This window comes from Cellulomonas sp. PS-H5, assembly GCF_019265565.1.
Taxonomy (GTDB): Bacteria; Actinomycetota; Actinomycetes; order Actinomycetales; family Cellulomonadaceae; genus Cellulomonas.
Genome location: NZ_JAHVCI010000008.1, coordinates 64,885 through 87,994 on the forward strand (window position 1 = coordinate 64,885; position 23,110 = coordinate 87,994).

The window sequence follows — 23,110 nt, forward strand, 5'->3', positions numbered from 1 at the left end:
CCCGCGCGCCAGCCGCCGCGCCCGCCGCCACCCATCCGGACGGGCGCCCCGCACCGAAAGACCTCCGTGGACCTCTCCCTGCTGCTGCCGATGGTCGCCGCCGCCCTCGCGGCCGTCGCGCTGTACACGCTGATCGGGTTCATCCCCGGCACCGACGAGACGTCGGTGCTGCTGCCCGTGACGCTCGCGCTCGTCCTGGCGGGCACCGACCCGCAGGTCGTGCTGGCGTTCTTCATCGCCGCGGTCGTGACGCTGAACCTCACGAACTCGATCCCGACCGCGCTGGTCGGCCTGCCCGGCGGCGTGCTCTCCGCGCCGATGATCGACCACGCTCTCCTGCTCAAGCGGGAGGGCCGCGCCGCGGAGACGATCCGCAAGATGGCGGCGGGGTCGGTGGTCGGCACGCTGATCTCGGTGCCGCTGGCGCTGCTGATCGCGAGCGCGATCACGCCGTTCGCCGACCAGCTCCGGGAGTACGGGTCGCTGCTGTTCGTCGGCGGCGCGGTGGTCCTGGCGCTGATCGGGAAGAACAAGGTGCTGTCGCTGCTCGCGATCATCCCGCTCGGCCTGCTGTTCCAGGGAGTGCAGGCGCTGTACCGGCAGACCGGCGTGCTGCCCGAGGACGGCACGATCACGGTGTCGTTCTTCCTGTCGATCACCGCCGGCCCGCTGCTGCTCAGCCTGGCGACGCTGCTCAACCCGACGCTGCGCGCCGCGCTCCCCCGCGCCGGCCGCACGCCCGTCGTCATCACGCGCTCGGAGCTGAAGGGCGCCCCGCTGAGCCCGCGCCGGCTGCTGACCAAGGCCGAGCTCGGCGCCTCGGCCACGGTCTCCGCCGCGTCGACGCCGCTGTTCTTCCTCAGCCCGGTCGCCCTCACGCTGCTCATGGGCGAGGCGTCCGGCGCCCGGGCCCAGCAGCCCGTCGAGCGGTCGTCCCGGGCGATCACCTCGATGGCCGCGCTGGCGCACTCGACGTACCTGGCCGGCGTGATCATCCCGCTGCTGGCGGTCGGGCTGCCGCTGTCGCCCGTCGCCGTCGGCCCCGCGAACGCGCTTTTCAACGCGCCGCCCGTGCTCACGCTCGACAACAACCTGCACCAGCTGCTGTCGACGTCGCAGTTCGTGGTCGCGGTGGTGGTCGGCGGGGCGCTCGCCCTGGTGCTGTCCTACGTGCTGGCGGTCCGGTACTCGTTCCGGCTCACCGCGCTCGTGACCCGGTACGTCCCGCACGAGGCCGTGCTGGCGCTGTTCATCGTGTTCGTGCTGCTCCTCGCCTACCTGGACGCGGGGCTCGTCAACGTCTTCGCCGTGCTGCTGGTCGGGCTGACCTGCGGCACGCTGAACCGGTTGGGCGTCAACTTCGGGGTGCAGTTCATGTCGCTGTACGCGGCCCCGTGGTTCGTGGCGCACCTGATGTGAGGAGTCGGACCATCTCGAGCTCGAACCCGCGCAGCACCGGCCCGGGCGCCCCGCGCGCCACCGGGACGGGGCACACCCGCGCGAAGGCGATCCTGGTCGGCGAGCACGCCGTCGTGTACGGCGAGCCCGCGATCGCGCTGCCGCTGGCGAGCCTGCCGATGCGCGCCGTGGCCCGGCGCGAGGAGGGGCCGCTGGCGCTCGAGTCCGTGCTGTACTCCGGCGCGCTGTCCGACGCCCCCGAGCAGCTCGCCGCCCCGGTCGCCGCCGTCGAGGCCACGCTCGACCACCTCGGCCTGCCGCACCGGGACATCGTGCTGTCCACCGAGTCCACGATCCCCGCCGCCCGCGGGCTCGGGTCCAGCGCCGCCACCGCCGGGGCGCTCGCGCTCGCGCTGGCCGACCTGGCCGGCCGCAGGCTGACCCCGCAGGAGCACTTCGACCTCGTGCAGGTCGGCGAGCGGGTGGCGCACGGCAACCCCAGCGGGCTGGACGCCCGCACCACCGCCTCGACCGAGCCGGTGTGGTTCCAGGCCGGCGAGATCCGCCCGCTCGACCTCGCGCTGCGCGCGCACCTCGTCGTCGCCGACACCGGCGTGCACGGACGCACCCGGGTCGCGGTCGCCGACGTCCGGTCGTTCCGGGACCGGCACCCCGCACGGGGCGCGGAGCTGATCGCTGAGCTCGGGGCGATCACCCGGGACGTGGTCGACGACCTGGCCCTCGACCGGCCCGCGGAGCTGGGCGCGCGGATGACCCGCGCGCACGGCGCCCTCGCGGAGCTCGGCGTCTCCTCCCCCGAGCTGGACCGCCTGGTCGGCGCGGCCCTCGCGGCCGGCGCCCTCGGCGCCAAGCTCACCGGCGGTGGCCAGGGCGGATGCATGCTGGCGCTCGCGGCCGACGCCGCCTCCGCTGGTACGATCGCCGCTGCCCTGCGCCGCGCGGGAGCGGCGCGCACGTGGCTGCACCGGACCGACGCGCGGCGCCCCGCCGCCCCCTCCGCCCAGGTGCCCCTCGGATGACTGACTCCGCGACCGCCGTCGCGCACGCGAACATCGCGCTCGCCAAGTACTGGGGCAAGCGCGACGAGGCCCTGGCGCTGCCCGCGACGTCCAGCCTGTCGCTCACGCTCGACGCGTTCCACGCGACGACCACCGTGACGCTCGACCCCGCCGCGTCGGAGGACTCCGGCACGCTCGACGGCCGGCCGATGTCGGACGGCGAGGTCGTGCGGGTCCGGCGGTTCCTCGACCTGGTGCGCTCGCTCGCCGGCTCGTCCGTGCACGCCTCGGTCACGTCCGTCTCGACCGTGCCGACCGGGGCGGGCCTGGCGTCGTCCGCGAGCGGGTTCGCCGCGCTCGCCGGGGCCGCGGCCGCCGCGTACGGGCTGGACCTCGACCCCCGCGCGCTCTCCCGGCTGGCCCGCCGCGGCTCCGGGTCGGCGGCGCGCTCGGTCTTCGGCGGCCTGGTGGTCTGGCACGCGGGCACCGACGACGCCTCGTCGTTCGCCGAGCCCGTGCCGGGTGGCGAGGCGGGCGGCCCGCTCGACCCGGCGATGGCCGTGGTCGTGCTCGACGCCGGGCCCAAGTCGATCTCGTCGCGCGAGGCCATGCGCCGCACCGTCGAGACCTCCCCGTTCTTCCCGTCCTGGACCGAGTCGACCGAGGTCGACGTCGCGCTGATGCTCGACGCCGTGCGCGCCGGCGACCTGCCGACCCTCGGCGCGCTGGCCGAGTCGAACGCCCTGCGGATGCACGCGACGATGCTCGGCGCGCGCCCGCCGGTCCGGTACTGGACCGCGCACACCGTCGGCGTGCTCGACCAGGTGCAGGCGCTGCGCGCCGACGGCCTGCCGTGCTGGGCGACCATCGACGCGGGGCCGAACGTCAAGGTGCTGTGCGCCGGCCGCGACCTGGCCGCCGTCGCCGAGGCGCTGTCCGAGGGCGGCACCCGCCGCGTGGTGACCGCGCGACCCGGGCCGGACCTGCGCGTGACGACGGGAGGTGCTGCGTGACCGCGCCCGTCGCCGGGGCCCCGGCACCCACCGAGGCCCCCATCGAGGTCAGCGCCCCCGGCAAGCTGTTCGTCGCCGGCGAGTACGCCGTCGTCGAGGCCGGGTACCCCGCGGTGCTCGTCGCCGTCGACCGGCACGTGACCGTGCGGCTGGCGCGTGCCGAGGGCGCCGGGTCCATCGCCTCCGACCAGTACGGCCGGCTGCCGGTCGTCTGGCGCCGCGACGGCGGCCGGGTCGTGCTCGACCACGACAGCCGTCCGTTCGACTACGTGCTCGCGGCGATCGACGTCGTGGAGCGGTTCGCCGCGGAGCAGGGCCGCGAGCTCGGCTTCTACGACATCACGATCACCTCCGAGCTCGACGACCAGTCGGGCCGCAAGTTCGGCCTCGGGTCGTCGGCGGCCGTCACCGCCGCGACCGTGCGGGCGCTCGACCGGTTCTACGCGCTCGACCTGCCGACCGACCGGCTGCTGCGGCTCGCGCTGCTCGCGACCGTGGCGGTGAACCCCATGGGCTCCGGCGGCGACGTCGCGGCGAGCCTGTACGGCGGGTGGATCCGGTACGCCGCGCTCGACCGCGACTGGCTGCGCACCGCCCAGGCCGCCGCCGAGTCGTCGGGCGCCCGGCGGCCCCTGTCCGCGCTGCTCGACGCCGACTGGCCCGGCCTGTCCGTCCGGCGGCTCCCGACGCCCCGCACCATGCGGCTCGTCGTCGGCTGGACGGGCGTCCCCGCGTCGACCACCCGCCTGGTCGAGCGCATGCAGTCCCGCAAGGGCGCCGCCGAGGCCCACTACCCCGACTTCCTCGCCGCCTCCCGGGAGTGCGTGGACGCGCTGGCCGACGCCATCGAGCGCGACGACGCCCCCGCCGCCAAGGCGCAGATCCACCGCGCGCGCGGGCTGCTCACCTCGCTGGCGCGCGCCGCCGGCGTCGACATCGAGACCCCCGCGCTGCGCACGCTGTGCGAGACGGCCGAGAGCGTGGGCGCGGCGGCGAAGTCGTCCGGGGCGGGCGGGGGCGACTGCGGCATCGTGCTGGTCGACGCCGACACCGACCTCGAGCCGATGCTGCGCGACTGGGAGCTGTCCGACGTGCGGCACCTGTCGCTCCGCGTGCAGCAGCCGTGCGACGCCGGGGACGCCCGATGAGCCCCGAGGACGCGCACCTGTCGGGCCAGGACCAGCCGGTCGCCGGTGCCGCCGGGGCGCCCGCCGCCGGGGGGACTCCTGCCGAGCAGGACGCGCGCCGCAAGGACGACCACGTCCGCCTGGCCGTCGCGCAGCACGCCGAGCCCGGCCCGAGCGACTTCGACCACGTCCGCCCGATGAACCACCCGCTGGCGGCGGGGGACCGGGCGCAGGTCTCGCTGCGGACGGCCGGCCGGGTGCTGGACTGGCCCGTGCCGCTCTACATCAACGGCATGACCGGCGGCACCGCCCACACCGCCACGATCAACCGCGCCCTCGCGGTCGCCGCGCGGGAGACCGGCGTGCCGATCGCGTCCGGCTCCACCGGGATCCTGCACCGCGAGCCCGCCGCGATCCCGTCGTTCCGGGTGCTGCGCGACCTCAACCCGGACGGCTTCGTGCTCGCGAACGTCAACGCGAACCTCACGCCCGCCCAGGCGCGCCGCTCCGTCGAGATCCTCGGCGCCGACGGCCTCCAGGTGCACGTGAACCCGGCGCAGGAGATCGTCATGCCCGAGGGCGACCGCGACTTCACGCGCTGGGCCGACAACATCGCGGCGATCGTCGACGGCGTGGACGTCCCCGTGGTCGTCAAGGAGGTCGGCGCCGGCATGAGCCGCGGCACCGTCGAGCGGCTGCGCGACCTCGGCGTCGCCGCCGTCGACGTCTCCGGCCGCGGCGGCACCGACTTCACCGCCATCGAGTCCGCGCGCCGCACCGACGGCGGCATGGACTACCTCGCGTCCTGGGGCCAGTCCGCCGTGGAGGGTCTGCTCGACGCCTCGTCGGTCGACGGGGTCGACCTCCTGGCGTCCGGCGGCGTCCGGCACCCGCTCGACGTCGTCCGCGCGCTCGCGCTCGGCGCCACGGCGGTCGGCGTCGCGGGCGGGTTCCTCCGCACGCTGCTCACCGACGGCGAGGCCGCCCTGGTCGCCCGCATCGAGTCCTGGCTGACCCAGGTCGGCGACATCATGACGCTGCTCGGCGCCCGCACCGTCGCCGACCTCCGGCACGTGGACCTGCTGCTGACCGGTCCGGTGCGCGAGTTCTGCGACCTCCGCGGCGTCGACGCCCGCGCCTTCGCCCGCCGCAGCGGTCTCTGACCCCCCGGGACGCGGCGCCGCACCGCACCCCGGCCCGACCGGCGCTCCGCGCCCCGCACCCCCCGCGGTCCGCGCCCCGCGCACCCCGCGGCCCGCGGCCCGCGGCCCGCGCGCGCGTACACGCACCCCAGTGGACCCGACTCCCAATCTGAGCGTGCGTACACGGCGTACCCCAGCGGACCCGACCTCCAACCTGAGCGTGCGTACACGGCGTACCCGAGCGGATCCGACCTTCAATCTGAGCGTGCGTACACGGTGTCGTGCAGCGCGGGCGGACCGCGCCCTGCCCGCACGCCGGCTCGGCGCAGCGGTACCGGGTCCGTTCTCCGCGTGCGTCCACCGTGCCGCCCCGAGCCGTCGAGGAACCCTGGAGCTCGCGTTCGCGTGCACCGCGCTCACCGCGTACCTGGTGTACTCACGCCCAGAATGAACGCCGAGTCCGCCAGATCACGCCGCGTACACGGTGCACCCACCAGCCGCCCCGAGCGCCACCAGCAGTGGCGAATCCGCCTGGGGACGACCGCCGTGACGCCGCTCCCGGGCCCTAGCGTCGAGGCATGCACACGATCACGAGAGAAGCGACGGCGCGGGAGTTCCGGACCCACCTCGCGTCCATGGTGAACGAGGTGGCGTTCGGGCACGGGCGCGTGGGGCTGTGGCGCTACGGCGAGCTCGTCGCGGTCCTCATCGGCGTCGACGACTTCCGGCTGCTCCGCCGGCTCGAGGACGACCCCGGCGCACGCGAGGTCGAGACGCTCGACGAGTGGGCCGCCCGCATCCGGACGTCCCCGGACGCCGCCACCGACTGGCCGCCCACCGGGACCTCGGTCCCCACGGAATACCCCCAGGGGGTATAGCGTTCAGTCTCGTGACGGGGTGCGGTCGCGCCTCGCCCGGAGGGAGCGGACATGCACGGGTACAGCGGCGACAAGGACGACTACCTCAAGCGCCTCAAGCGCATCGAGGGGCAGGTGCGCGGCATCGCGCGCATGGTCGACGAGGACGTCTACTGCATCGACGTCCTGACCCAGGTCGCCGCCGTGACCAAGGCGCTGCAGGCCGTGAGCATCGGTCTCGTCGAGGACCACCTGGGCCACTGCGTCGTCGACGCGGCCCGGCAGTCCGAGGAGGCCGGCGCCGAGAAGGTCCGCGAGGCCTCCGAGGCCATCGCCCGGCTCGTCCGCTCCTGATCCCCCCGACCCGCACCGCGAGAGGAACCACCATGAGCCAGACCACCAGCTTCGCCGTCGACGGCATGACCTGCGGCAACTGCGTCCGTCACGTCACCGAGGAGCTCACCGCGCTGCCCGGCGTCACCGACGTGCAGGTCGACCTGGTCGCCGGCGGGTCGTCGCCCGTCACCGTCACGTCGGACGCGCCGCTGACCGACGAGGCGATCGCCGCCGCCGTCGACGAGGCCGGCTACGCCGTCACCCCGCGGAAGTCGCTGCTGTGACAGCCGACGACCCGCGCACCCCCGCCGACCTGCCCGTCGCCCCGGTCGGCACCGTCGATCTCGCCGTCGAGGGCATGACCTGCGCGTCCTGCGTCGCGCGCGTCGAGAAGCGGCTCAACCGCGTCCCCGGCGCCCGGGCGACCGTGAACCTCGCGCTCGAGAGCGCGCACGTCGAGGTGTCCCCGGGCGAGGACGGCAGCACGCCGGACGTCGACGCGCTGGTCGCCGCCGTGCGTGCCGCCGGGTACGACGCGACGGTGACCGGGAGCCGCGACCTGACCGCACCCTCGGCGACGGCGACGGCGACGGCGACGGCGACGGCGACGGCGACGGCGACGGACGAGCGTGCCGAGCACGGCACGGCCGCGCGCCACGGGGCGGAGCACGCCGGGCACGACATGGCCGGCATGGACCCGACCGAGCACGCGCTGTCCGGCCACAGCATGGCGCCGGGGCACGACATGGACCCCGACGAGGACACCTCCGCCCCGACGGACGCGCGCGGCACCGACCTGCGCCGCCGGCTCCGGGTCGCGGCCGTCCTCACGGTCCCCGTGCTGCTGCTGTCGATGGTGCCCGCGTGGCAGTTCACCGGCTGGCAGTGGCTCGTCACCGTGCTCGCGCTCCCGGTCGCGACGTGGGCGGCCTGGCCGTTCCACCGCGCCGCGGTCCGGGCGGCCCGGCACGGCGCGTCGACGATGGACACGCTCGTCTCGATCGGCATCGTCGCGGCGACGGGCTGGTCGCTCTGGGCGCTGCTGCTCGGCGGCGCCGGCGAGCTCGGCATGACCATGACGCCGACGCTCTGGCCCGCCGCCGACGACGGCATGGGCACGCACATGCCCGAGCTGTACTTCGAGGTCGCGGCCGTGGTGACGACGTTCCTGCTGGCCGGCCGGTACGCCGAGCACCGCTCGCGCCGCCGGGCCGGGGACGCCCTGCGCTCGCTGCTCGACCTCGGCGCCAAGGACGTGGCGCTCCTCGTGACCGGCCCCGACGGCCGGCGCACCGAGCAGCGCGTCCCCGTGGACCGGCTCGGCGTGGGCGACGAGTTCGCCGTGCGCCCGGGCGAGAAGGTCGCCACGGACGGCGTGGTCGTGTCCGGCACCAGCGCGGTCGACACCAGCCTGCTGACCGGCGAGCCCGTGCCCGTCGACGTCGGCCCCGGCGACGACGTCACCGGCGCGACCATCAACACGGGCGGCCACCTGGTGGTCCGGGCGACGCGCGTCGGCGAGGACACCCGGCTGGCGCAGATCGGCCGGCTCGTCGCGGCCGCGCAGACCGGCAAGGCGCCGGTGCAGCGGCTGGCGGACCGGATCTCGGCGGTGTTCGTGCCGATCGTCCTCGTGCTCGCGGCCGGCACCCTGGCGGTCTGGCTGCTGTCCGGCGCGTCCGCGCAGACGGCGTTCACGGCCGCGGTCGCGGTGCTGATCATCGCCTGCCCCTGCGCCCTCGGGCTCGCCACGCCCACGGCCCTGCTCGTCGGGACCGGTCGCGGGGCGCAGCTCGGCGTGCTCATCAAGGGCCCGGAGATCCTCGAGCAGACCCGCGCGGTCGACACCGTCGTGCTGGACAAGACCGGCACCGTCACCGAGGGCCGCATGGCGCTGGTCGCCGTGCTCACCCCCGGCGACGGGGACGCGGATCCCGGTCCCGACTCCCCGGCCCGGAGCGCCGAGCAGCGGGAGGTGCTCCGGTACGCCGGGGCCGTCGAGGCGCTCGCCGAGCACCCCATCGCCCGCGCGGTCGCCGAGGCCGCCACCGGGCTCGCCCCGGAGGCCGCGGGAGTCGGCGGCGACGGCGTCGGGATCGGCACCGACGAGGTGCACGAGTTCCGGGCCGAGGCCGGGCGGGGCGTCAGCGGCGTGGTCCGCGCGGCGCACGCCGGCGTCGGGCTGTCCCGTCGCGTGCTGGTGGGCCGACCGGCCTGGCTCGCCGAGCAGGGCGTCCCCGCCGACGGCGACCTGGGCGCGCGGTTCGCCGCCGCCGAGGCCGACGGCGCGACCGCCGTGCTGGTCGCGTGGGACGGCGCCGCCCGCGGCGTGCTCGTGCTGCGGGACCCCGTCAAGGAGGGCTCGCGGCGCGCGGTCGAGGACCTGCGCGCGCTCGGGCTCCGGCCGGTGCTGCTCACGGGCGACAACGCGGGCGCGGCCCGCGCGGTGGCCCGGTCGGTCGGGATCGCCGAGGCGGACGTGGTGGCCGAGGTGCTGCCCGCCGACAAGGTGGACGTGGTCCGGCGGCTGCAGGGCGAGGGCCGGCGGGTCGCGATGGTCGGGGACGGCGTGAACGACGCCGCGGCGCTCGCCACCGCGGACCTGGGGCTCGCGATGGGCACCGGGACCGACGTGGCCATCGAGGCCGCCGACGTGACGCTCGTCCGCGGGGACCTGCGGTCGGCGCCGCAGGCGGTGCGGCTGGCCCGCACCACCTTGCGCGTCATCAAGCAGAACCTGTTCTGGGCGTTCGCGTACAACGTCGCGGCGATCCCGCTCGCGGCGCTCGGCCTGCTCAACCCGATGATCGCGGGCGCCGCCATGGCGTTCTCGTCGGTGCTGGTGGTCGCGAACTCGCTCCGGCTGCGCCGGTTCGCCTGACCCGGCGGCCCACCTCCTCGGACGCGTCCGGCGCGGACGTCCCGAGGAGGTGGCGCCCGGAGGCGCTACGGTCGGCACCGACCCCCGCCGCCCAGGAGGAGCCCGTGAGCGTGTCCCGACCCGTCCTCGAGATCGCCGTCCAGGACCTGGCCGGCTACCGGGTGGCCGCCGACGCCGGGGCCGCGCGCGTCGAGGTGTGCGCCGCGCTCGCCGCGACCGGCGGGCTGACCCCGGGCGCCGGCCTGCTCGCGGCGCTGGTCGCCGAGCGCGAGGCCCGCGCCGCCGGCGGTGCCGCACCGACGGGCGTGCACGTGCTGGTCCGACCGCGGCCGGGGTCGTTCGTCTACGACGCCGACGAGCTCGACGTGCAGGTCCGCGAGGTCCGCGCTGCGGTCGACCTCGGCGTCGACGGCGTCGTGGTCGGCACCCTGACGGCGGACGGCCGGGTCGACGAGCCCGCGCTCGCCGCGCTGGTCGCGGCCGCGGACGGCCGCGAGGTCACGTTCCACCGGGCCGTCGACTCCGTGGCGGACCCGCTCGCCGTCCTGGACGCCCTCGCCGCCGCGGGCGTGACCCGCGTGCTGTCCTCGGGCGGCGAGGCCCGCAGCATCGACGGCGTCCGGCGCCTCGCCGCGATGGTCGAGCACGCCGCGGGCGCCGTGCAGGTCATGGCCGGCGGCGGCGTGCGGCCCGTCGACGTCGGCGTGCTCGTCGCGGCCGGCGTGGACGCCGTGCACCTGTCCGCGAGCCGCGCGGTCGCCGGCGACGGCGGACCGGGCGGCGGGGGCTCCGCGGGCGGCTGGACGGTCACGGACCCGGACCTCGTCGCCCAGGCTGCCGCGGCGCTGGCGCGCGCCTGACGCGGGTCAGCGGAACCTGCGGCCCTCGTCGCGCCGGTACGCCAGGACCGCCAGGGCGGCGAACGCCGCGGTCCACGCCAGCAGCACCGGCAGTGCCCAGGGCGAGCCCTCGATCCCGGTCGTCACCTCGACGACCAGGTCGCGGGCGGCGCGGGACGGCAGGGCCTGGGACAGCGCGTCGAGCCAGGACGGGAACGCCTCCGGCGGCAGGAACAGCCCGCCCGCGAACGCGAGCGGGAACAGCACCGCCTGCACGACCGCGATCGCCGCCTTCGCCGACAGCGCGTAGCCGATCGCGAGCCCGAGCAGCGTGAACGGCACCGCGACGACCGGGACCATCGCGAGCCCGCCGAGGCCGCGGGCCGGGGTCACCGACGCCGAGGTCAGCAGGACCGCGATCAGGATCACCGGCACCTGCGCGCCGAGGCAGAACACGATCGCGTTGACGATCCGCCCGGCCAGCCGAGGCCCGGCGCCCGCGGGCAGCGTGCGGACGTACGGGTCGAACGCGAGCTGCCGGTCCTCCGACACCCCCGCACCCAGCGTGAACAGGCACGCCGACATCACGGCGAACGTCCCGAGCTGGGCGACGGCCGCGACCGAGGCGAGCGGGTCGTCGGCCACGGCGCGCTGCGGCACCACGAAGAACAGCAGCGCGAGCGACGGGAACAGCAGGTTGCCGATCACGGCGATCGGCACCCGCACGGACTCCAGCAGCTGGAACCGGGTGTGCAGCAGGGCGAGCGAGAGCCAGGACCGGGTCCCGGCGGGCGCGGGGGCGGCGGCAGCGGCGGGCACGTCGGTGGTCATCGGGTCTCCCGGTCGGTGGTGGCGGACGGGGTGGGCGACGACGCGGCCGACGACGCCGACGAGGTGAGCGCGAGGAACGCCTCCTCGAGCGACGCGCCCCGGACCTCGAGGTCGCGGAACGGCACGTCCTCGCGGACCAGCGCCCGGACGACGGCGTCGGCGTCCCCGGCGAGCAGCACGGTGCGCCGGCCCTCGCGCCGGACGTCCAGCACCCCGGCCAGCGCGCGGAGCCGCGGCTCCTCGGCCTCGGGCACCTCGACCAGCACCCGCCGCGCGGCCGCCATCGCGAGGATCGTCGGCAGGTCGTCGTCGGCGAGCACCCGGCCGCCGCCGACCACGACCACCCGGCGGGCGAGCGCCTCGATCTCCTCGAGGTAGTGGCTCGTGACGATCACGGTCGCCCCGCCGGACTGGTAGTCGCGCAGCGCGTCCCACAGCACGTGGCGCGCCTCGACGTCGAGCCCGGTGGTCGGCTCGTCGAGCAGCACGACCCGCGGGCGCCCGACGAGGGAGAGTGCGACCGCCAGCCGGCGCCGCTGCCCGCCGGACAGCCCACCCGTCTGCCGGCGGGCGAGGTCCGTGAGCCCGAACCGCTCCAGCACCTCCACGCGCGGCATCGGGTCGGCGTAGTGCCCGGCCACGAGGTCCACGACCTCGCCGACCCGCAGCGTCGACGGCAGCCCGGTCTCCTGCGGCGTGGTGCCGAGCCCGGCGCGCGCCGCCGGGTCCCGCGGGTCGCGGCCGGCCAGCCGCACCGTGCCGGCGTCGGGTCGGCGCAGGCCGCTCACCAGCGACAGCAGCGTCGACTTCCCGGCGCCGTTCGGGCCCAGGAGGCCCACCATCTCCCCGGCACCGACGGCCAGCGACACGTCGTCGAGCGCGACCACGTCGCCGTACCGGCGGGTGACGCCGTCCAGCTCGACGAGCGCGCCGGTCACCGGGCACCGCCGAGCAGGTCGGTGAGCGCGCGGGTGTACCGGGCGAACGCGGCCCGGCCCTCCGGCGACAGCTCGACGTAGGTGGCCGGCGTGCGGCCCTCGAAGGTCTTCTCGACGGTCACGTACTCCGCCTCCTCCAGCTTGCGCACGTGCGTGGACAGGTTGCCGGCCGTCATCTCGAGGAGCTGCTGCAGCCGGGGGAACGCGAGCCGGTCGCCGGGGGCGAGGGCCGCGAGGGTGGCGACGACGCGCAGCCGGGACTGCGCGTGGATCACCGGGTCGAGGTCGGCGTCCGTCACGCGACCGCCCCGCGGCGGGCCGCGCGTCCCCGGCGCTGCGCGACGTGCGCGAGCAGGGCGCCGACCGCCATCCCGCCGCCGCCCGCCAGCCCCATGACGACGAACGTGCCGGGCAGCCCGACGACGGTGGCGGCCGCGGCGACCACGGCCATCCACACCCCGAGAGCGAACTGCGCCCGGTCCTGCCAGAGCGCGCCGCCCGCCATGTAGAGCACCGCGACGATCAGCGCGGAGATGCCGTTCGCGGCGAGGGTCACGGCCTCGTCCGGCAGGCCCGCCCCCGCGAGCCCGCCGACCAGGGTCTGGCCCGCGGCGAACGCCACGAACCAGGACCAGCCGTAGAGCTGCCCCGTGCGGCGGCTGACGCCGTCCATGCCGGACATCCGGCGCACGGAGTGCAGCACGGTCGTGGCGACGCCGGTGAGGATCAGCACGCCGAACACCGCCCACGCCCACCACGGGATCGCCGTGACGCCGTCGCCGCTCGTGGCCCACAGCACGCCGTAGCCGACCAGCCACGCCACGGACCAGACGCCGAAGATCACGCGGTCGTCGGTGTAGGCGGTGGTGCGGACCCGGGTGCGCTGGGCGTCGATGATCGCCCGGGCGAGCGCCGGGTCGAGCGGGCCGTCGGGGACGTCCGGCGCGTCGGCGACGTCGGGCGCGTCGGCGACACGGCGTGCGTCGGGTGCGTCGGCGGGGTGCGGCATGGCGGCTGTCCTCGGTGCGGCTCGGCGGCGGCGGACCCGGGCGGGAGCAACTCACCAACTACTTTGTGTCGCAAACCTAGTGCCGCGTCGACCGCGCGCACAAGAGCCGCCCGCTCAGACGACGTCCAGCCGACGGTCAGCGACGGGGCCTACGCTGCCGGGCGTGACCGCCCGCGACCCGCGCCCGCCCGCCGAGACCGCCCCGGACGCGCCCGGCGCCGCTGCCCCCGGGGGCGTCGCACCCGGGGGCGTCGCACCCGCACCCGCCGACGCCACGGTCGCGCCGCAGCCCTCCGGCACCCCGCCGGTCTCCGAGCGCGCCCGGCGCCGCCGCCTGACGGCCGAGATCTGGATCGTCCTCGGCCTGTCCCTCGGCCAGTCGGCCGTGTACGCGGTGGTCAACATCGCCGCGCGCCTCACGGCGGGCACCCCGCTGGCGTCGCAGAGCACCACGCTCAACGCCAGCCGGTCCCCGCGCCCGTACCTCGACCTCACCTACCAGCTGCTGTCGATCGGGTTCGCGCTGGTCCCGGTCGCCCTGGCGCTGTACCTGCTGTCCGCGAACGGGCGGAGCGCCGCGCGCCGGATCGGCCTGGACGGGTCGCGCCCCGGCCGGGACCTCGGCGTCGGGTTCGGGCTCGCCGCCCTGATCGGCCTGCCGGGCCTCGCGCTGTACGTCGTCGGCCGGGCGGTCGGCATCACGGTCGAGGTGCAGGCCGCCGCGCTGAACGCCGCGTGGTGGACCGTGCCGGTGCTGATCCTCTCCGCGCTGCAGAACGCCCTGCTCGAGGAGGTCGTCGTCGTCGGCTACCTGATGGAGCGGCTGCGCGAGCTGCGCTGGCGGACCCCCGCGATCCTCGTGACCTCCGCGGTGCTGCGCGGCTCGTACCACCTCTACCAGGGCATCGGCCCGTTCCTCGGCAACGTCGTCATGGGACTGGTGTTCGCCGAGTACTACCGGCGGAGGCGGCGCACGATGCCGCTCGTGGTGGCGCACACGGTGCTCGACGTCGTGGCGTTCGTGGGCTACGCCCTGCTCCCGGCGGCGTGGCGCGAGGCGCTCGGGATCCGCTGACGCCTCAGGCGGGCGTCGACCCCGTGGGCGTCCGGCCGCCCGCGGCCAGCTGCCGGCTCAGGGACCGGGTCGCGAACCCCGACACCAGCATCACCACGCCCGCGACGAACGCGAACAGCCCGTACACGGTGAGGATGACGTCCACGGTGCCCTGCGGCTTGATCGCCAGCAGCAGACCGAACAGGAAGCCGATCAGGCCGAACACCAGCGTCCCGGACCAGGCCAGGTCCCGCGCCCGGTACTGGGTCACCGCGACGATCACGGCGGTCACCCCGAGCACCAGCACCCAGAGCGCCAGCAGGTAGAACAGCACCAGCGCGGTCAGGTCGGGCCACAGCATGATGAGCGCGCCGAACCCGATGCTGACCAGGCCCTCGGCGACGAGCCAGCCGAACCCGGGCCGCCCCCGCGCGAGCAGCGCCTGCATCAGCACCACGGCGCCGTCGACCACCGCGAACACGCCGAACACCCAGACGAGCGCGACGAGCGTGCCCAGCGGCTCGACCAGCAGCAGCAGCCCCAGCACGACCATGAGCACGCCCCGGAGCACCGGCAGCCACCAGACCGACCGCAGCACCGCCGCGACCCGGCCCTCCACGTCCTGAGCCACGCGCGCCTCCCGGTCGTCATGCCGTCGGGGCTCCGCCCGTCCGGCGGCGTCCTCGCGGGTCACGCTAGCCCCCGGGGGTCATCCTCGCGACGGAGACGGTGCCCGGAGGGGGTCATCCTCGCGGACGGAAATCCGGACGGCGCGCACGCAGGGGCCCCGGGGGGCGACCCGCGCTGCCTAGACTCGCGACCATGCCCGACGCCTCGACCAGCGCGCCGGCGGCGCCCGGTCGACCCGACGGGCCCGCCGCAGGCGCGCGCACGCGGGTGCCGCTCGACGGGCTCGGCCGTCCGCAGGTGCTGGACACCCCCGCGGTCCGGGTGCACCACCCGAGCGACCTGCTGGGCGTGGTACTCAGCCTCGTCGGCGCCGTCGCGGTCATGGCGCTCGCGACGTACGCGCACAACACGACGTCCGGCGTCGCGGAGGACGTGCAGGGCTTCGCGTCGCTGCTCCGGCAGATCCTCGTCGTGCCGGTCACCCTGCTCGAGACCGTCGTCACCTACCTCGTGCCGATCGCCGTCCTGGCGGAGCTCGCGCTGCGCCGGCTCGGGCGGCAGATGGTCGAGGCGTCGATCGCCGCGATCGTCGCCGTGCTCGCCGCGGCGGGCGTCGCGTGGCTGGTCCAGCACCTCGGATCGGACCAGCTCGTCGCCGGGCTCTCCGTCCGGCTCAACGGTCAGCTGACGCTGTCCATCCCGGAGTACCTCGCGCTCATCGCCGGCCTGCTGACGGCGACCGGCCCGCGCAGCCGCCGTCGGACTGTCTCCTGGTCGTGGAACCTGGTCTGGGTCGCGGTCGGCGTCATGGTCATCACGGCAGGTGCCTCGCTGCCCGGCGTGGCGGTCGCGCTGCTGCTGGGCCGCGCGTCCGGCCTCGCCGTCCGGTACGTGTCCGGCGTCCGCTCGGAGCGCGCCTACGGCGCGAGCCTCGTCGCGGGCGTGCGGCGCGCGGGCTGGCAGCCGCGGGTCCTGGTGCGGGTGCCCGACGAGGACGACGACGCGGCGGACGACGCCGACCACCGCCCCGCCGCGATGCAGGCCACCCCGGGGACCCCCGCCGTCGCGCCCAGCGCCGGGGCGCGGGCCGCGGTCCGGTACGCCGAGCACCGCGCATACGAGATGGTCACCGAGGACGGCCAGGAGCTCGACGTGCTCGTGCTCGACGGCGACCGCCAGGTGATCGGCTTCCTCAGCCGGCTGTGGCGGTCGCTGCGGCTGCGCGGCCTGGACGGGCGGTCGGTCGTGTCGCTACGGCAGGCCGCCGAGCGCGCCGCGCTGCTCTCGTACACCGCGACCGCGGCCGGCGTCCGCAACCCCGCGCTGCGCGGCATCGCCGAGGCCGACTCGTCGATGCTGCTGGTGCAGGACCCCGTGCCGGCCGCCACCTCGCTCGCGGACCTCGACCCCGAGGTGATCACCGACGACGTGCTCCGCGCGATCTGGGGCCAGCTCGGCACCGCCCACGAGGCGGGGCTCGCGCACCGCGCGCTGACCAGCGACGTGATCCTGGTGGCCGACGGCCCGGACGACCCGACCGTGTGGCTCGTCGGCTGGGACCAGGGCGACGTCGCCTCCTCCGAGCTCGCGCAGCGCATGGACCGGACCCAGATGGTCGCGCTGCTGGCGCTCCGCGTCGGGCCCGCCCGCGCCCTGGAGTCCGCCGTGGCGGTGCTGCCGGAGGGCGACATCGCGGCGATCGGCCCGCTGCTGCAGACGATCACCCTCCCCCGCCGCACGCGCGAGGAACTGCGCGTGCACAAGGAGGTGCTCGCCGAGCTCCGGTCGGCCCTGGTCGCGCGGCTGCCCGAGGCCGACGTCGAGCCCGTGCAGCTGGTCCGGTTCGGCGCGCGCGCCGTGCTGACGATCCTGCTGACGACGGCCGCCGTCATCATCCTGCTGACGTCGATCAACCTGCAGACCATCCTCGACGCGCTCTCCACGACCGACTGGCGGCTGAGCGTGCTCGCGTTCCTGCTCGGCATGGCGACGCTGTTCGGGGCGGCGCTGTCGCTGGTGGCGTTCTCCCCCGTCAAGCTGTCGCTGTGGCGCGCGTCGGTCGCGCAGTCGGCGTCGACGTTCGTGGCACTCGCCGCGCCCGCGGGCATCGGCCCGGCCGCGATCAACCTGCGGCTGCTGACCCGCCGCGGCACCTCGACCTCGCTGGCGACGGCGACCGTGGCGCTCGTCCAGGTGTCGCACTTCGTCGTGACGCTGCCGATGCTGCTGGTGCTGTCGGTCGCGTCCGGCACGAACCAGCTCGAGCGGTTCACGGTGTCCCCGACGGTGGTCGTCGTGATCGGCGTGCTCGCGGCGCTGATCGGCGCCGCGCTCCTGGTGCCGAAGGTGCGGCAGTGGGTCGCCGCCAAGACGCTGCCGACGGTGCAGCAGACCTGGCCCCGGCTCATCGAGGTGGTCGGGCAGCCGTTCCGGCTCGCGGTCGGCCTCGCCGGCAACCTCATCACGACGTTCGGCTACATCCTCGCGTTCGAGGTGTGCCTGCTGGCGTTCAACCAGCACCTGTCGCTGGTGCAGGTCGCGATCGTCTACCTGGCGGGCAACACCGCCGGCTCGATCGCCCCGACGCCCGGCGGCATCGGCACCACCGAGATCGCCCTGGCGGGCGCGCTGACGGTCATCGGCGTGAACCCCGGTGTCGCCACCTCCGTGGCGGTCCTGTTCCGGGTGCTGACCTACTGGCTGCGCATCCCCGTCGGCTGGGCGTCCATGCGGTACATGCAGCGCGTCGGCGAGCTCTGACCCCGCGCGCCGGCCCGCGGCCACCGCGGCGTCCGGCCCCCGGGCACGCCGACGGGCGCCCGGCGCGCGGCGGCGCGGGCGCCCGTGGGGCGTGCGATCAGGAGGCGGAGGTGCACTCGCGCTGCGCGGGCACGAGGTCCCCGTGCGTCGCGAGGGTCGCCGCGATGCGGGACCAGGAGGACAGGCGCGTCGCGCTGCGCCCCGTCACGTCGGAGCGGAGATCGGAGCCCTCACGCTCGGCCGGCTCGTAGAAGCCGCGCTGTTCCATGGCAGATCCTTCGTTCGGCAGCCCGGCTGACCTGCGGGGGTCCCGTGGCTTTGCGTCCCCTCCTCGCGGAGGGTTTGCCCTTGTCGCTGACACGGCGACTGTAGGCCCGGCGCCGGGCCGAGCGGAAGGGGGCGGACGGGAAACTTCAGCCCAGAACACGCATTTCACCCACTCGGGCCAAAGCGGACAAAACGCGCGGAGAGCGCGTACCCCGCCGGCGGGACGCCGCTTTCCGGTGAATGCGCAGGTCACGCCGTGTTTCAGGCGGCCGGCACCGCCACCGCCCGCAGGAACGACTCCAGCAGCGGCCCCGACGTCGTCGAGCCGAAGTCCCCGGTCTCGACGAACACCGCGACCGCGAGGTCGCCCTGCGCCGCGATCATCCACGCGTGGTTCTGCAGGTCCTCCCCCGACCCGTACTGGGCCGTGCCCGACTTGGCGATGACCTCCGGCCCCGGGACGTCCTGCAGGAAGTCGCCGCCGCCCTCGGTCACCACGGCCCGCATCATCGACCGCAGCGCGTCCGCCTCGGCGGTCGTCAGCGGCTGCGCGGGCTCCGGCACGGCCGTCGCGGTCTCTCCGCCGGCGTCGAGCAGGAGCCGCGGCGTGACCCGGGCGCCGGCCGCCACCGACGCCGCGACCGTCGCCATGCCGAGCGGCGTCGCCTGGACGCGGGCCTGCCCGATCATCGACGCCGCGTGGTCGGTGCCACCGGTCGCCTCGGCCGGCACCTCGCCGAGCGTCGCCGCGAAGCCGAGGTCGGCACCCGCCACCAGGCCGAGCGACTCCGCGGCGGCCGCGAGCGCCTCCTGCGGCGCCGTGCCCGCCGCGGTGAGGAACGCGGTGTTGCACGACTCGGCGACCGCCGTCCGCAGCGTGATCTCGCCGAGGGCGTCCGCCGGGTAGCCCGGGTAGTTCTGGAACGACCGGCCGTCGACGGTGGCGGTCTCCGGGCAGGTGACGGTGCTGTCCGGGGTCAGGCCGGCGCGCAGCAGCGCCAGCGAGGTCGCGACCTTGAACGTCGAGCCGGGCGCGTACAGGCCCAGCGTGGCCGTCGACATGCCGCCGCCGCCCGGCCCGCTCGCCGCCGCGAGCACGTCGCCGGTGGACGGCCGGATCGCCACGATCGCGCTCGCGCTGCCCGCCACGGTGGCCACCAGGTCCTCCGCGGCCTGCTGCACCGCGGGGTCGAGCGTCGTGCGCAGGGGCGCACCCATCTGGGGTTCCACGTGGAACAGCTCGCGCTCCTGCGCGCCGCCGGCGGTCGCGACGACCGTCAGCCCGGGCTCCCCGCGCAGCTGCTCGTCGAACTGCGCCTGCAGGCCGCTCAGGCCCGCGAGGTCGCCGGCGACGACGGCGCCGTCCGACTCCTCGACGATCTCGGCGGTCGCCTGGCCGACCGTCCCCAGCACCGGGCGGGCGAACGCGCGGTTCGGCGCCAGCGGCAGTGCGGTCTCGATCATGTTCACGCCCGGCACCACCGAGAGCGCGCCACGGTCGTACGCCGGGTCGTCCGCGCGCACCACGATCGCCTCGACGAACGCCTTCTCCCCCGCCGCGGCGACCTGGGCCGCGTAGGCGTCGGCGTCCAGGCCGAGGGCCGCCGCGAGCTCGCGCGCCGCCCCGTCCGCCTGCTCCGCCGGGACCCGGGTCTTGTCGATGCCGATCCGGAACACCGGCCGGGACTCCACGAGCACCGCGTCCCCGGCCCCGAGCACGTCCGCGCGCTCCGCCTGCACCCGGTGCACCTGCAGGGCCTCGCCGGCGGCCAGGTCCGGCGCGAGCAGCATCGGCGACCAGCGGGCGCGCCACTCGTCGTCGACCTTCGCCAGGTTCGCGTGCGTCGTGTACGTCCACGCGGTGGCGCTGCTGCCGACGTCCCAGGTGAAGGTCAGCTCGACCGACGCCGCCGCGTCGTCGTCCGCCGCCACCACGTCGCCGGCCGCGACCTCCGGCTGCCACGGGTCCAGGCCCGCGTACGCGGCGGTGCGCGCCTCGCCCGCCTCCGCGGCGGTGGCGCCGTCGAGCGGGACGTCCGCGAAGTCGCCCGACGCGAGGGCGTCGGCGAGGGCGTCCGCGGTCCGCTGCCGGTCGTCCGGCCCGCCCGAGCACGCCCCCAGCGTCCCGACGAGCGCGAGCAGCACGCCGACCGCCACCCCGCGCCGCGCCGCGCCTCGACCCCCTGCGACCCGCACCGACCTCACACGCCTCACCCCGTCGTCCGCCGCCTCACCGGGGGCGACGCGCCTCCGGCACCGTCAGCCTAGGGACCCCGACCTGCACGGACGGGTCGTTCGGCGTGCCGATCCGGGGACGTGCTGTGCGCGTCCTGTGCGCTCGGGGTCCCGGGCCGCCAGCGGTTGACGACAGCACCGGACGCCTCTGGAATGGTGCGATGTCGCCTCCCGACCAGCCCTGCAGTCCCGTGCGGCGAGCCCGCACCACCCCGCGCACCGGCCCGACGGCCCGCGCCGAACGCCCGGGGGCTCGCCGCTGATGGACTCCGAGACCTGGGGCAACATCGCCCTCGTCCTGCTCTTCATCCTGATCGGCGGCGTGTTCGCCGGGACGGAGATCGCGCTCGTCTCGCTCCGCGAGAGCCAGATCAACCACCTCGAGCGGCAGAGCGCCCGGGGCGCGCGGGTCGCGTCCGTCGCCCGGGACCCGAACCGGTTCCTCGCCGCGGTGCAGATCGGCGTCACGGTCGCGGGGTTCTTCTCCGCCGCGTACGGCGCCTCCACGATCGCCCCCGACTTCGCGCCCGTCATCGAGGCGCTCGGGGTGCCCGAGGGCCTCGCCGGCACCATCGCGCTCGTCGCCCTGACCCTCGTGATCGCGTACCTGTCGCTGGTGCTCGGCGAGCTCGTCCCCAAGCGCATCGCGCTCCAGCAGTCCGGCCGGGTCGCGCTGGCCGTCGCCCCGCCGCTCGACCGGTTCGCCACCCTGATGCGCCCGGTGATCTGGCTGCTCTCGACGTCGACGAACCTGCTGGTCCGGCTGTTCGGCGGCGACCCGCACGCCACCAGCGAGGAGATGTCCGAGGCCGAGCTCCGCGACCTCGTCATCGCGCACCAGGGCCTGCCCGAGGACGAGCGCCGCATCCTCGGCGACGTGTTCGCCGCGACCGACCGATCGGTGGCCGAGGTCATGCGCCCTCGGCCCGAGGTGCACTTCCTCGAGGCCGACCTCACCCTCGCCGACGCGCTCGACCAGGTCCGCGAGCAGCCCTGGTCCCGGTACCCCGTCATCGGCGAGGACTTCGACGACGTCCTGGGGTTCCTGCACATCCGCGAGCTGCTCGAGGCCACCGACCGCACCGGCGTCCGGGTCCGGGACGTCATGCGCGAGATCGTGGTGCTCCCCGGCACGAACAAGCTCCTGCCGTCGCTCTCGTCCATGCGCCGCGAGGGCGTGCACATCGCGGTCGTCGTCGACGAGTACGGCGGCACCGACGGCATCGTGACGCTCGAGGACCTGGTCGAGGAGCTCGTCGGCGACATCCGCGACGAGTACGACATGCCCGGGTCCTCAGGGGCCGAGGCCCGCGAGGGCGCGCCCGGCTCCTACGACGCGGGCATCACGATCGAGGAGTTCACCGAGCTCACCGGCGTGCCGCTCGCCGACGGGCCGTACGAGACCGTCGCGGGCTTCGTGATCGCGCAGCTCGGCCGGCTGGGCGAGGTCGGCGACGCCGTGGAGGTCGACGGGCACCGGGTCGAGGTCACCGCGGTCGACGGCCGGCGCATCGCGCGGGTGCGGGTCGTGCCGCCGCCCGAGGAGCCGGCGGCGCCGGACCCGGGCGCGCCCGCCCCGGACGGGACCGGGGAGGGCCGCGGCTGACCCGCGTCCGGGATGCGCGCGGCGCCTCCGTGCCCCACCCTGTTGCCAGCCTGCCGGGACCGGGCACGACGAGGAGGGAGCGCGCGTGGGCCACCGACCGCACCGCCTCGTGCTCGACCCCGAGCCCGGCTCCGTCGCGACCGGCCGCCGCTGGGCGGCGCACGAGGCCGAGCTCGGCCACGCGACCGCCGAGGCGGCCCGCACCGTCGAGCTGCTGACCAGCGAGATCCTCACCAACGCGGTCGTGCACACCCGCGCGCACCGGCACATCGCCCTCACCGCCGAGTGCCACGACGACTGCGTCCGGGTCGAGGTCACCGACCCCGACCCCACGCTGCCGCTGGTCAAGCCGGGCAACGCGCGCCGGATCGGCGGCCACGGGATGCGTCTGGTCGACGCGCTCGCCACCGCGTGGGGCATCGAGCTGCACCCGGGGCGCGGCAAGACCGTCTGGTTCGAGACCCCCGCGGGCACGCACGGGCTGACGGCCTGACCTCCTGACGACACCGCCCGCTGCGGGCGATGCCGCCACCGCCCCCGCGCCACCACGATGAACGGATGGAGGCGCAGCAGGCCCCGCCCGCACCGTCCCGACCGCACAACGCCACGCGGCCGTCCGGTCGACGCGCCCGGCTGCGCACCGCCCAGCGCACCGTCGGCAGCACGGCGCTGATCGTCGGCCTGTACCTGGGCCGGCCGCTGGACCGCGCGACGCCGGCGACGCTCGTGCTGCTCGTCGCCGGCCTCACGCTGCTGGTGCTGCTGCTCGGCTGGCAGATCCGCAGCGTCGTCCGGTCCCCGTACCCGGTGCTGCGCGCCATCGAGGCCTTCGTGACCGCGACGGTGCTGTTCGTCGTGCTGTTCGCCGCCGGGTACACGTCGCTCTCGGAGTCGACGCCGGGCGCCTTCACCGAGCCCGTCGACCGGCTGGACGCGATCTACTTCACGATGACCGTGCTCGCGACCGTCGGGTTCGGCGACATCACGCCCGTCACCGGCCCCGCGCGCATGGTCGTGACGCTGCAGATGGTGTGCGGGTTCGCGTTCGCGGCGCTCGTGGGGCGGGAGTTCCTGGCGGCGGTCCGGCGCGCGCAGGACGGGCAGACCGGTGCGGGCGGCCCGCAGCCCCCGGGGCCGCCGCCGGCGAGCGGCGCCTGAGCCCGCGTCC

The 23,110-nt window shown here is 76.0% G+C and carries 22 protein-coding genes and 1 riboswitch; of the genes, 15 read left to right on the forward strand and 7 right to left on the reverse strand.

Going from position 1 to position 23,110, the window contains the following annotated elements:
• Positions 1-66 precede the first annotated feature (66 nt).
• From J5O08_RS05490 to J5O08_RS05535, 10 genes are all read left to right on the forward strand, one after another.
• On the forward strand, positions 67-1,419 hold the full coding sequence (locus tag J5O08_RS05490; protein ID WP_218705867.1) for a tripartite tricarboxylate transporter permease: 1,353 nt from the start codon (positions 67-69) through the stop codon (positions 1,417-1,419).
• Positions 1,416-2,438, forward strand: coding sequence for a mevalonate kinase (gene mvk, locus J5O08_RS05495; RefSeq protein WP_218705868.1), 1,023 nt, complete (start codon positions 1,416-1,418; stop codon positions 2,436-2,438). The genes J5O08_RS05490 and mvk overlap by 4 nt, the downstream gene beginning before the upstream one ends.
• The gene (gene mvaD / locus J5O08_RS05500) at positions 2,435-3,430 is read left to right on the forward strand and encodes a diphosphomevalonate decarboxylase (protein WP_218705869.1); all 996 of its coding nucleotides are present in this window, start codon (positions 2,435-2,437) and stop codon (positions 3,428-3,430) included. The genes mvk and mvaD overlap by 4 nt, the downstream gene beginning before the upstream one ends.
• Complete coding sequence (locus J5O08_RS05505; RefSeq protein WP_308281386.1) at positions 3,427-4,578, forward strand: phosphomevalonate kinase; 1,152 nt, start codon at positions 3,427-3,429, stop codon at positions 4,576-4,578. Before mvaD ends, J5O08_RS05505 begins: the two co-directional genes overlap by 4 nt.
• Entirely contained in the window at positions 4,575-5,720 is a 1,146-nt protein-coding gene (fni, locus tag J5O08_RS05510) for a type 2 isopentenyl-diphosphate Delta-isomerase (protein ID WP_218705870.1), read from the forward strand. The genes J5O08_RS05505 and fni overlap by 4 nt, the downstream gene beginning before the upstream one ends.
• Positions 5,721-6,277: 557 nt before the next feature.
• Positions 6,278-6,577 (forward strand): type II toxin-antitoxin system Phd/YefM family antitoxin, encoded by a 300-nt coding sequence (locus J5O08_RS05515; RefSeq protein ID WP_218705872.1) that lies wholly within the window; start codon positions 6,278-6,280, stop codon positions 6,575-6,577.
• 51 nt (positions 6,578-6,628) lie between these two features.
• Positions 6,629-6,910 (forward strand): metal-sensitive transcriptional regulator, encoded by a 282-nt coding sequence (locus J5O08_RS05520; protein ID WP_147794991.1) that lies wholly within the window; start codon positions 6,629-6,631, stop codon positions 6,908-6,910.
• 32 nt (positions 6,911-6,942) lie between these two features.
• Complete coding sequence (locus J5O08_RS05525; RefSeq protein WP_217614796.1) at positions 6,943-7,176, forward strand: heavy-metal-associated domain-containing protein; 234 nt, start codon at positions 6,943-6,945, stop codon at positions 7,174-7,176.
• A 74-nt stretch (positions 7,177-7,250) separates the two neighbouring features.
• The gene (locus J5O08_RS05530) at positions 7,251-9,773 is read left to right on the forward strand and encodes a heavy metal translocating P-type ATPase (RefSeq protein ID WP_218705904.1); all 2,523 of its coding nucleotides are present in this window, start codon (positions 7,251-7,253) and stop codon (positions 9,771-9,773) included.
• Positions 9,774-9,877: 104 nt separating this feature from the next.
• On the forward strand, positions 9,878-10,633 hold the full coding sequence (locus tag J5O08_RS05535; protein ID WP_218705873.1) for a copper homeostasis protein CutC: 756 nt from the start codon (positions 9,878-9,880) through the stop codon (positions 10,631-10,633).
• Between the two features lie 6 nt (positions 10,634-10,639).
• Here J5O08_RS05535 and J5O08_RS05540 read toward each other — a convergent pair whose 3' ends face one another.
• Genes J5O08_RS05540 through J5O08_RS05555 form a run of 4 tightly spaced genes read right to left on the reverse strand, consistent with a single transcriptional unit; the run spans position 10,640 to position 13,390 of the window.
• On the reverse strand, positions 10,640-11,443 hold the full coding sequence (locus J5O08_RS05540; protein WP_218705875.1) for an ABC transporter permease: 804 nt from the start codon (positions 11,441-11,443) through the stop codon (positions 10,640-10,642).
• On the reverse strand, positions 11,440-12,381 hold the full coding sequence (locus J5O08_RS05545; protein ID WP_218705877.1) for an ABC transporter ATP-binding protein: 942 nt from the start codon (positions 12,379-12,381) through the stop codon (positions 11,440-11,442). The genes J5O08_RS05540 and J5O08_RS05545 overlap by 4 nt, the downstream gene beginning before the upstream one ends.
• A complete protein-coding gene (locus tag J5O08_RS05550; RefSeq protein ID WP_218705878.1) occupies positions 12,378-12,680 on the reverse strand; it encodes a transcriptional regulator in 303 nt (100 codons plus the stop codon). Before J5O08_RS05550 ends, J5O08_RS05545 begins: the two co-directional genes overlap by 4 nt.
• Positions 12,677-13,390 (reverse strand): hypothetical protein, encoded by a 714-nt coding sequence (locus tag J5O08_RS05555; protein ID WP_218705879.1) that lies wholly within the window; start codon positions 13,388-13,390, stop codon positions 12,677-12,679. The genes J5O08_RS05550 and J5O08_RS05555 overlap by 4 nt, the downstream gene beginning before the upstream one ends.
• Before the next feature lie 334 nt (positions 13,391-13,724).
• On the opposite strand from J5O08_RS05555, the gene J5O08_RS05560 reads away from it, so the two are divergent.
• Positions 13,725-14,465, forward strand: coding sequence for a CPBP family intramembrane glutamic endopeptidase (locus J5O08_RS05560; protein WP_218705905.1), 741 nt, complete (start codon positions 13,725-13,727; stop codon positions 14,463-14,465).
• Between the two features lie 4 nt (positions 14,466-14,469).
• On the opposite strand, the gene J5O08_RS05565 is transcribed toward J5O08_RS05560, so the two are convergent.
• On the reverse strand, positions 14,470-15,075 hold the full coding sequence (locus J5O08_RS05565) for a DUF308 domain-containing protein (RefSeq protein ID WP_308281390.1): 606 nt from the start codon (positions 15,073-15,075) through the stop codon (positions 14,470-14,472).
• A gap of 191 nt (positions 15,076-15,266) precedes the next feature.
• Between J5O08_RS05565 and J5O08_RS05570 the strand changes: the two genes are divergently transcribed.
• Complete coding sequence (locus J5O08_RS05570) at positions 15,267-17,834, forward strand: lysylphosphatidylglycerol synthase transmembrane domain-containing protein (protein ID WP_218705880.1); 2,568 nt, start codon at positions 15,267-15,269, stop codon at positions 17,832-17,834.
• 97 nt (positions 17,835-17,931) lie between these two features.
• On the opposite strand, the gene J5O08_RS05575 is transcribed toward J5O08_RS05570, so the two are convergent.
• Positions 17,932-18,102 (reverse strand): hypothetical protein, encoded by a 171-nt coding sequence (locus tag J5O08_RS05575; protein ID WP_168216933.1) that lies wholly within the window; start codon positions 18,100-18,102, stop codon positions 17,932-17,934.
• 13 nt (positions 18,103-18,115) lie between these two features.
• Positions 18,116-18,191: riboswitch (cyclic di-GMP riboswitch) on the reverse strand.
• Between the two features lie 171 nt (positions 18,192-18,362).
• Positions 18,363-20,246 (reverse strand): penicillin-binding transpeptidase domain-containing protein, encoded by a 1,884-nt coding sequence (locus J5O08_RS05580; RefSeq protein ID WP_218705881.1) that lies wholly within the window; start codon positions 20,244-20,246, stop codon positions 18,363-18,365.
• 352 nt (positions 20,247-20,598) lie between these two features.
• Between J5O08_RS05580 and J5O08_RS05585 the strand changes: the two genes are divergently transcribed.
• The 3 genes from J5O08_RS05585 (at position 20,599) to J5O08_RS05595 (ending at position 23,100) form a co-directional block, all read left to right on the forward strand.
• Entirely contained in the window at positions 20,599-21,942 is a 1,344-nt protein-coding gene (locus tag J5O08_RS05585) for a hemolysin family protein (RefSeq protein WP_218705882.1), read from the forward strand.
• Between the two features lie 85 nt (positions 21,943-22,027).
• Positions 22,028-22,435, forward strand: a complete 408-nt coding sequence (locus tag J5O08_RS05590; RefSeq protein ID WP_218705883.1) for an ATP-binding protein — start codon at positions 22,028-22,030, stop codon at positions 22,433-22,435.
• A gap of 65 nt (positions 22,436-22,500) precedes the next feature.
• Positions 22,501-23,100: a potassium channel family protein gene (locus tag J5O08_RS05595; protein ID WP_218705884.1), complete on the forward strand. Its 600-nt coding sequence runs from the start codon at positions 22,501-22,503 to the stop codon at positions 23,098-23,100.
• Positions 23,101-23,110: the final 10 nt, after the last annotated feature.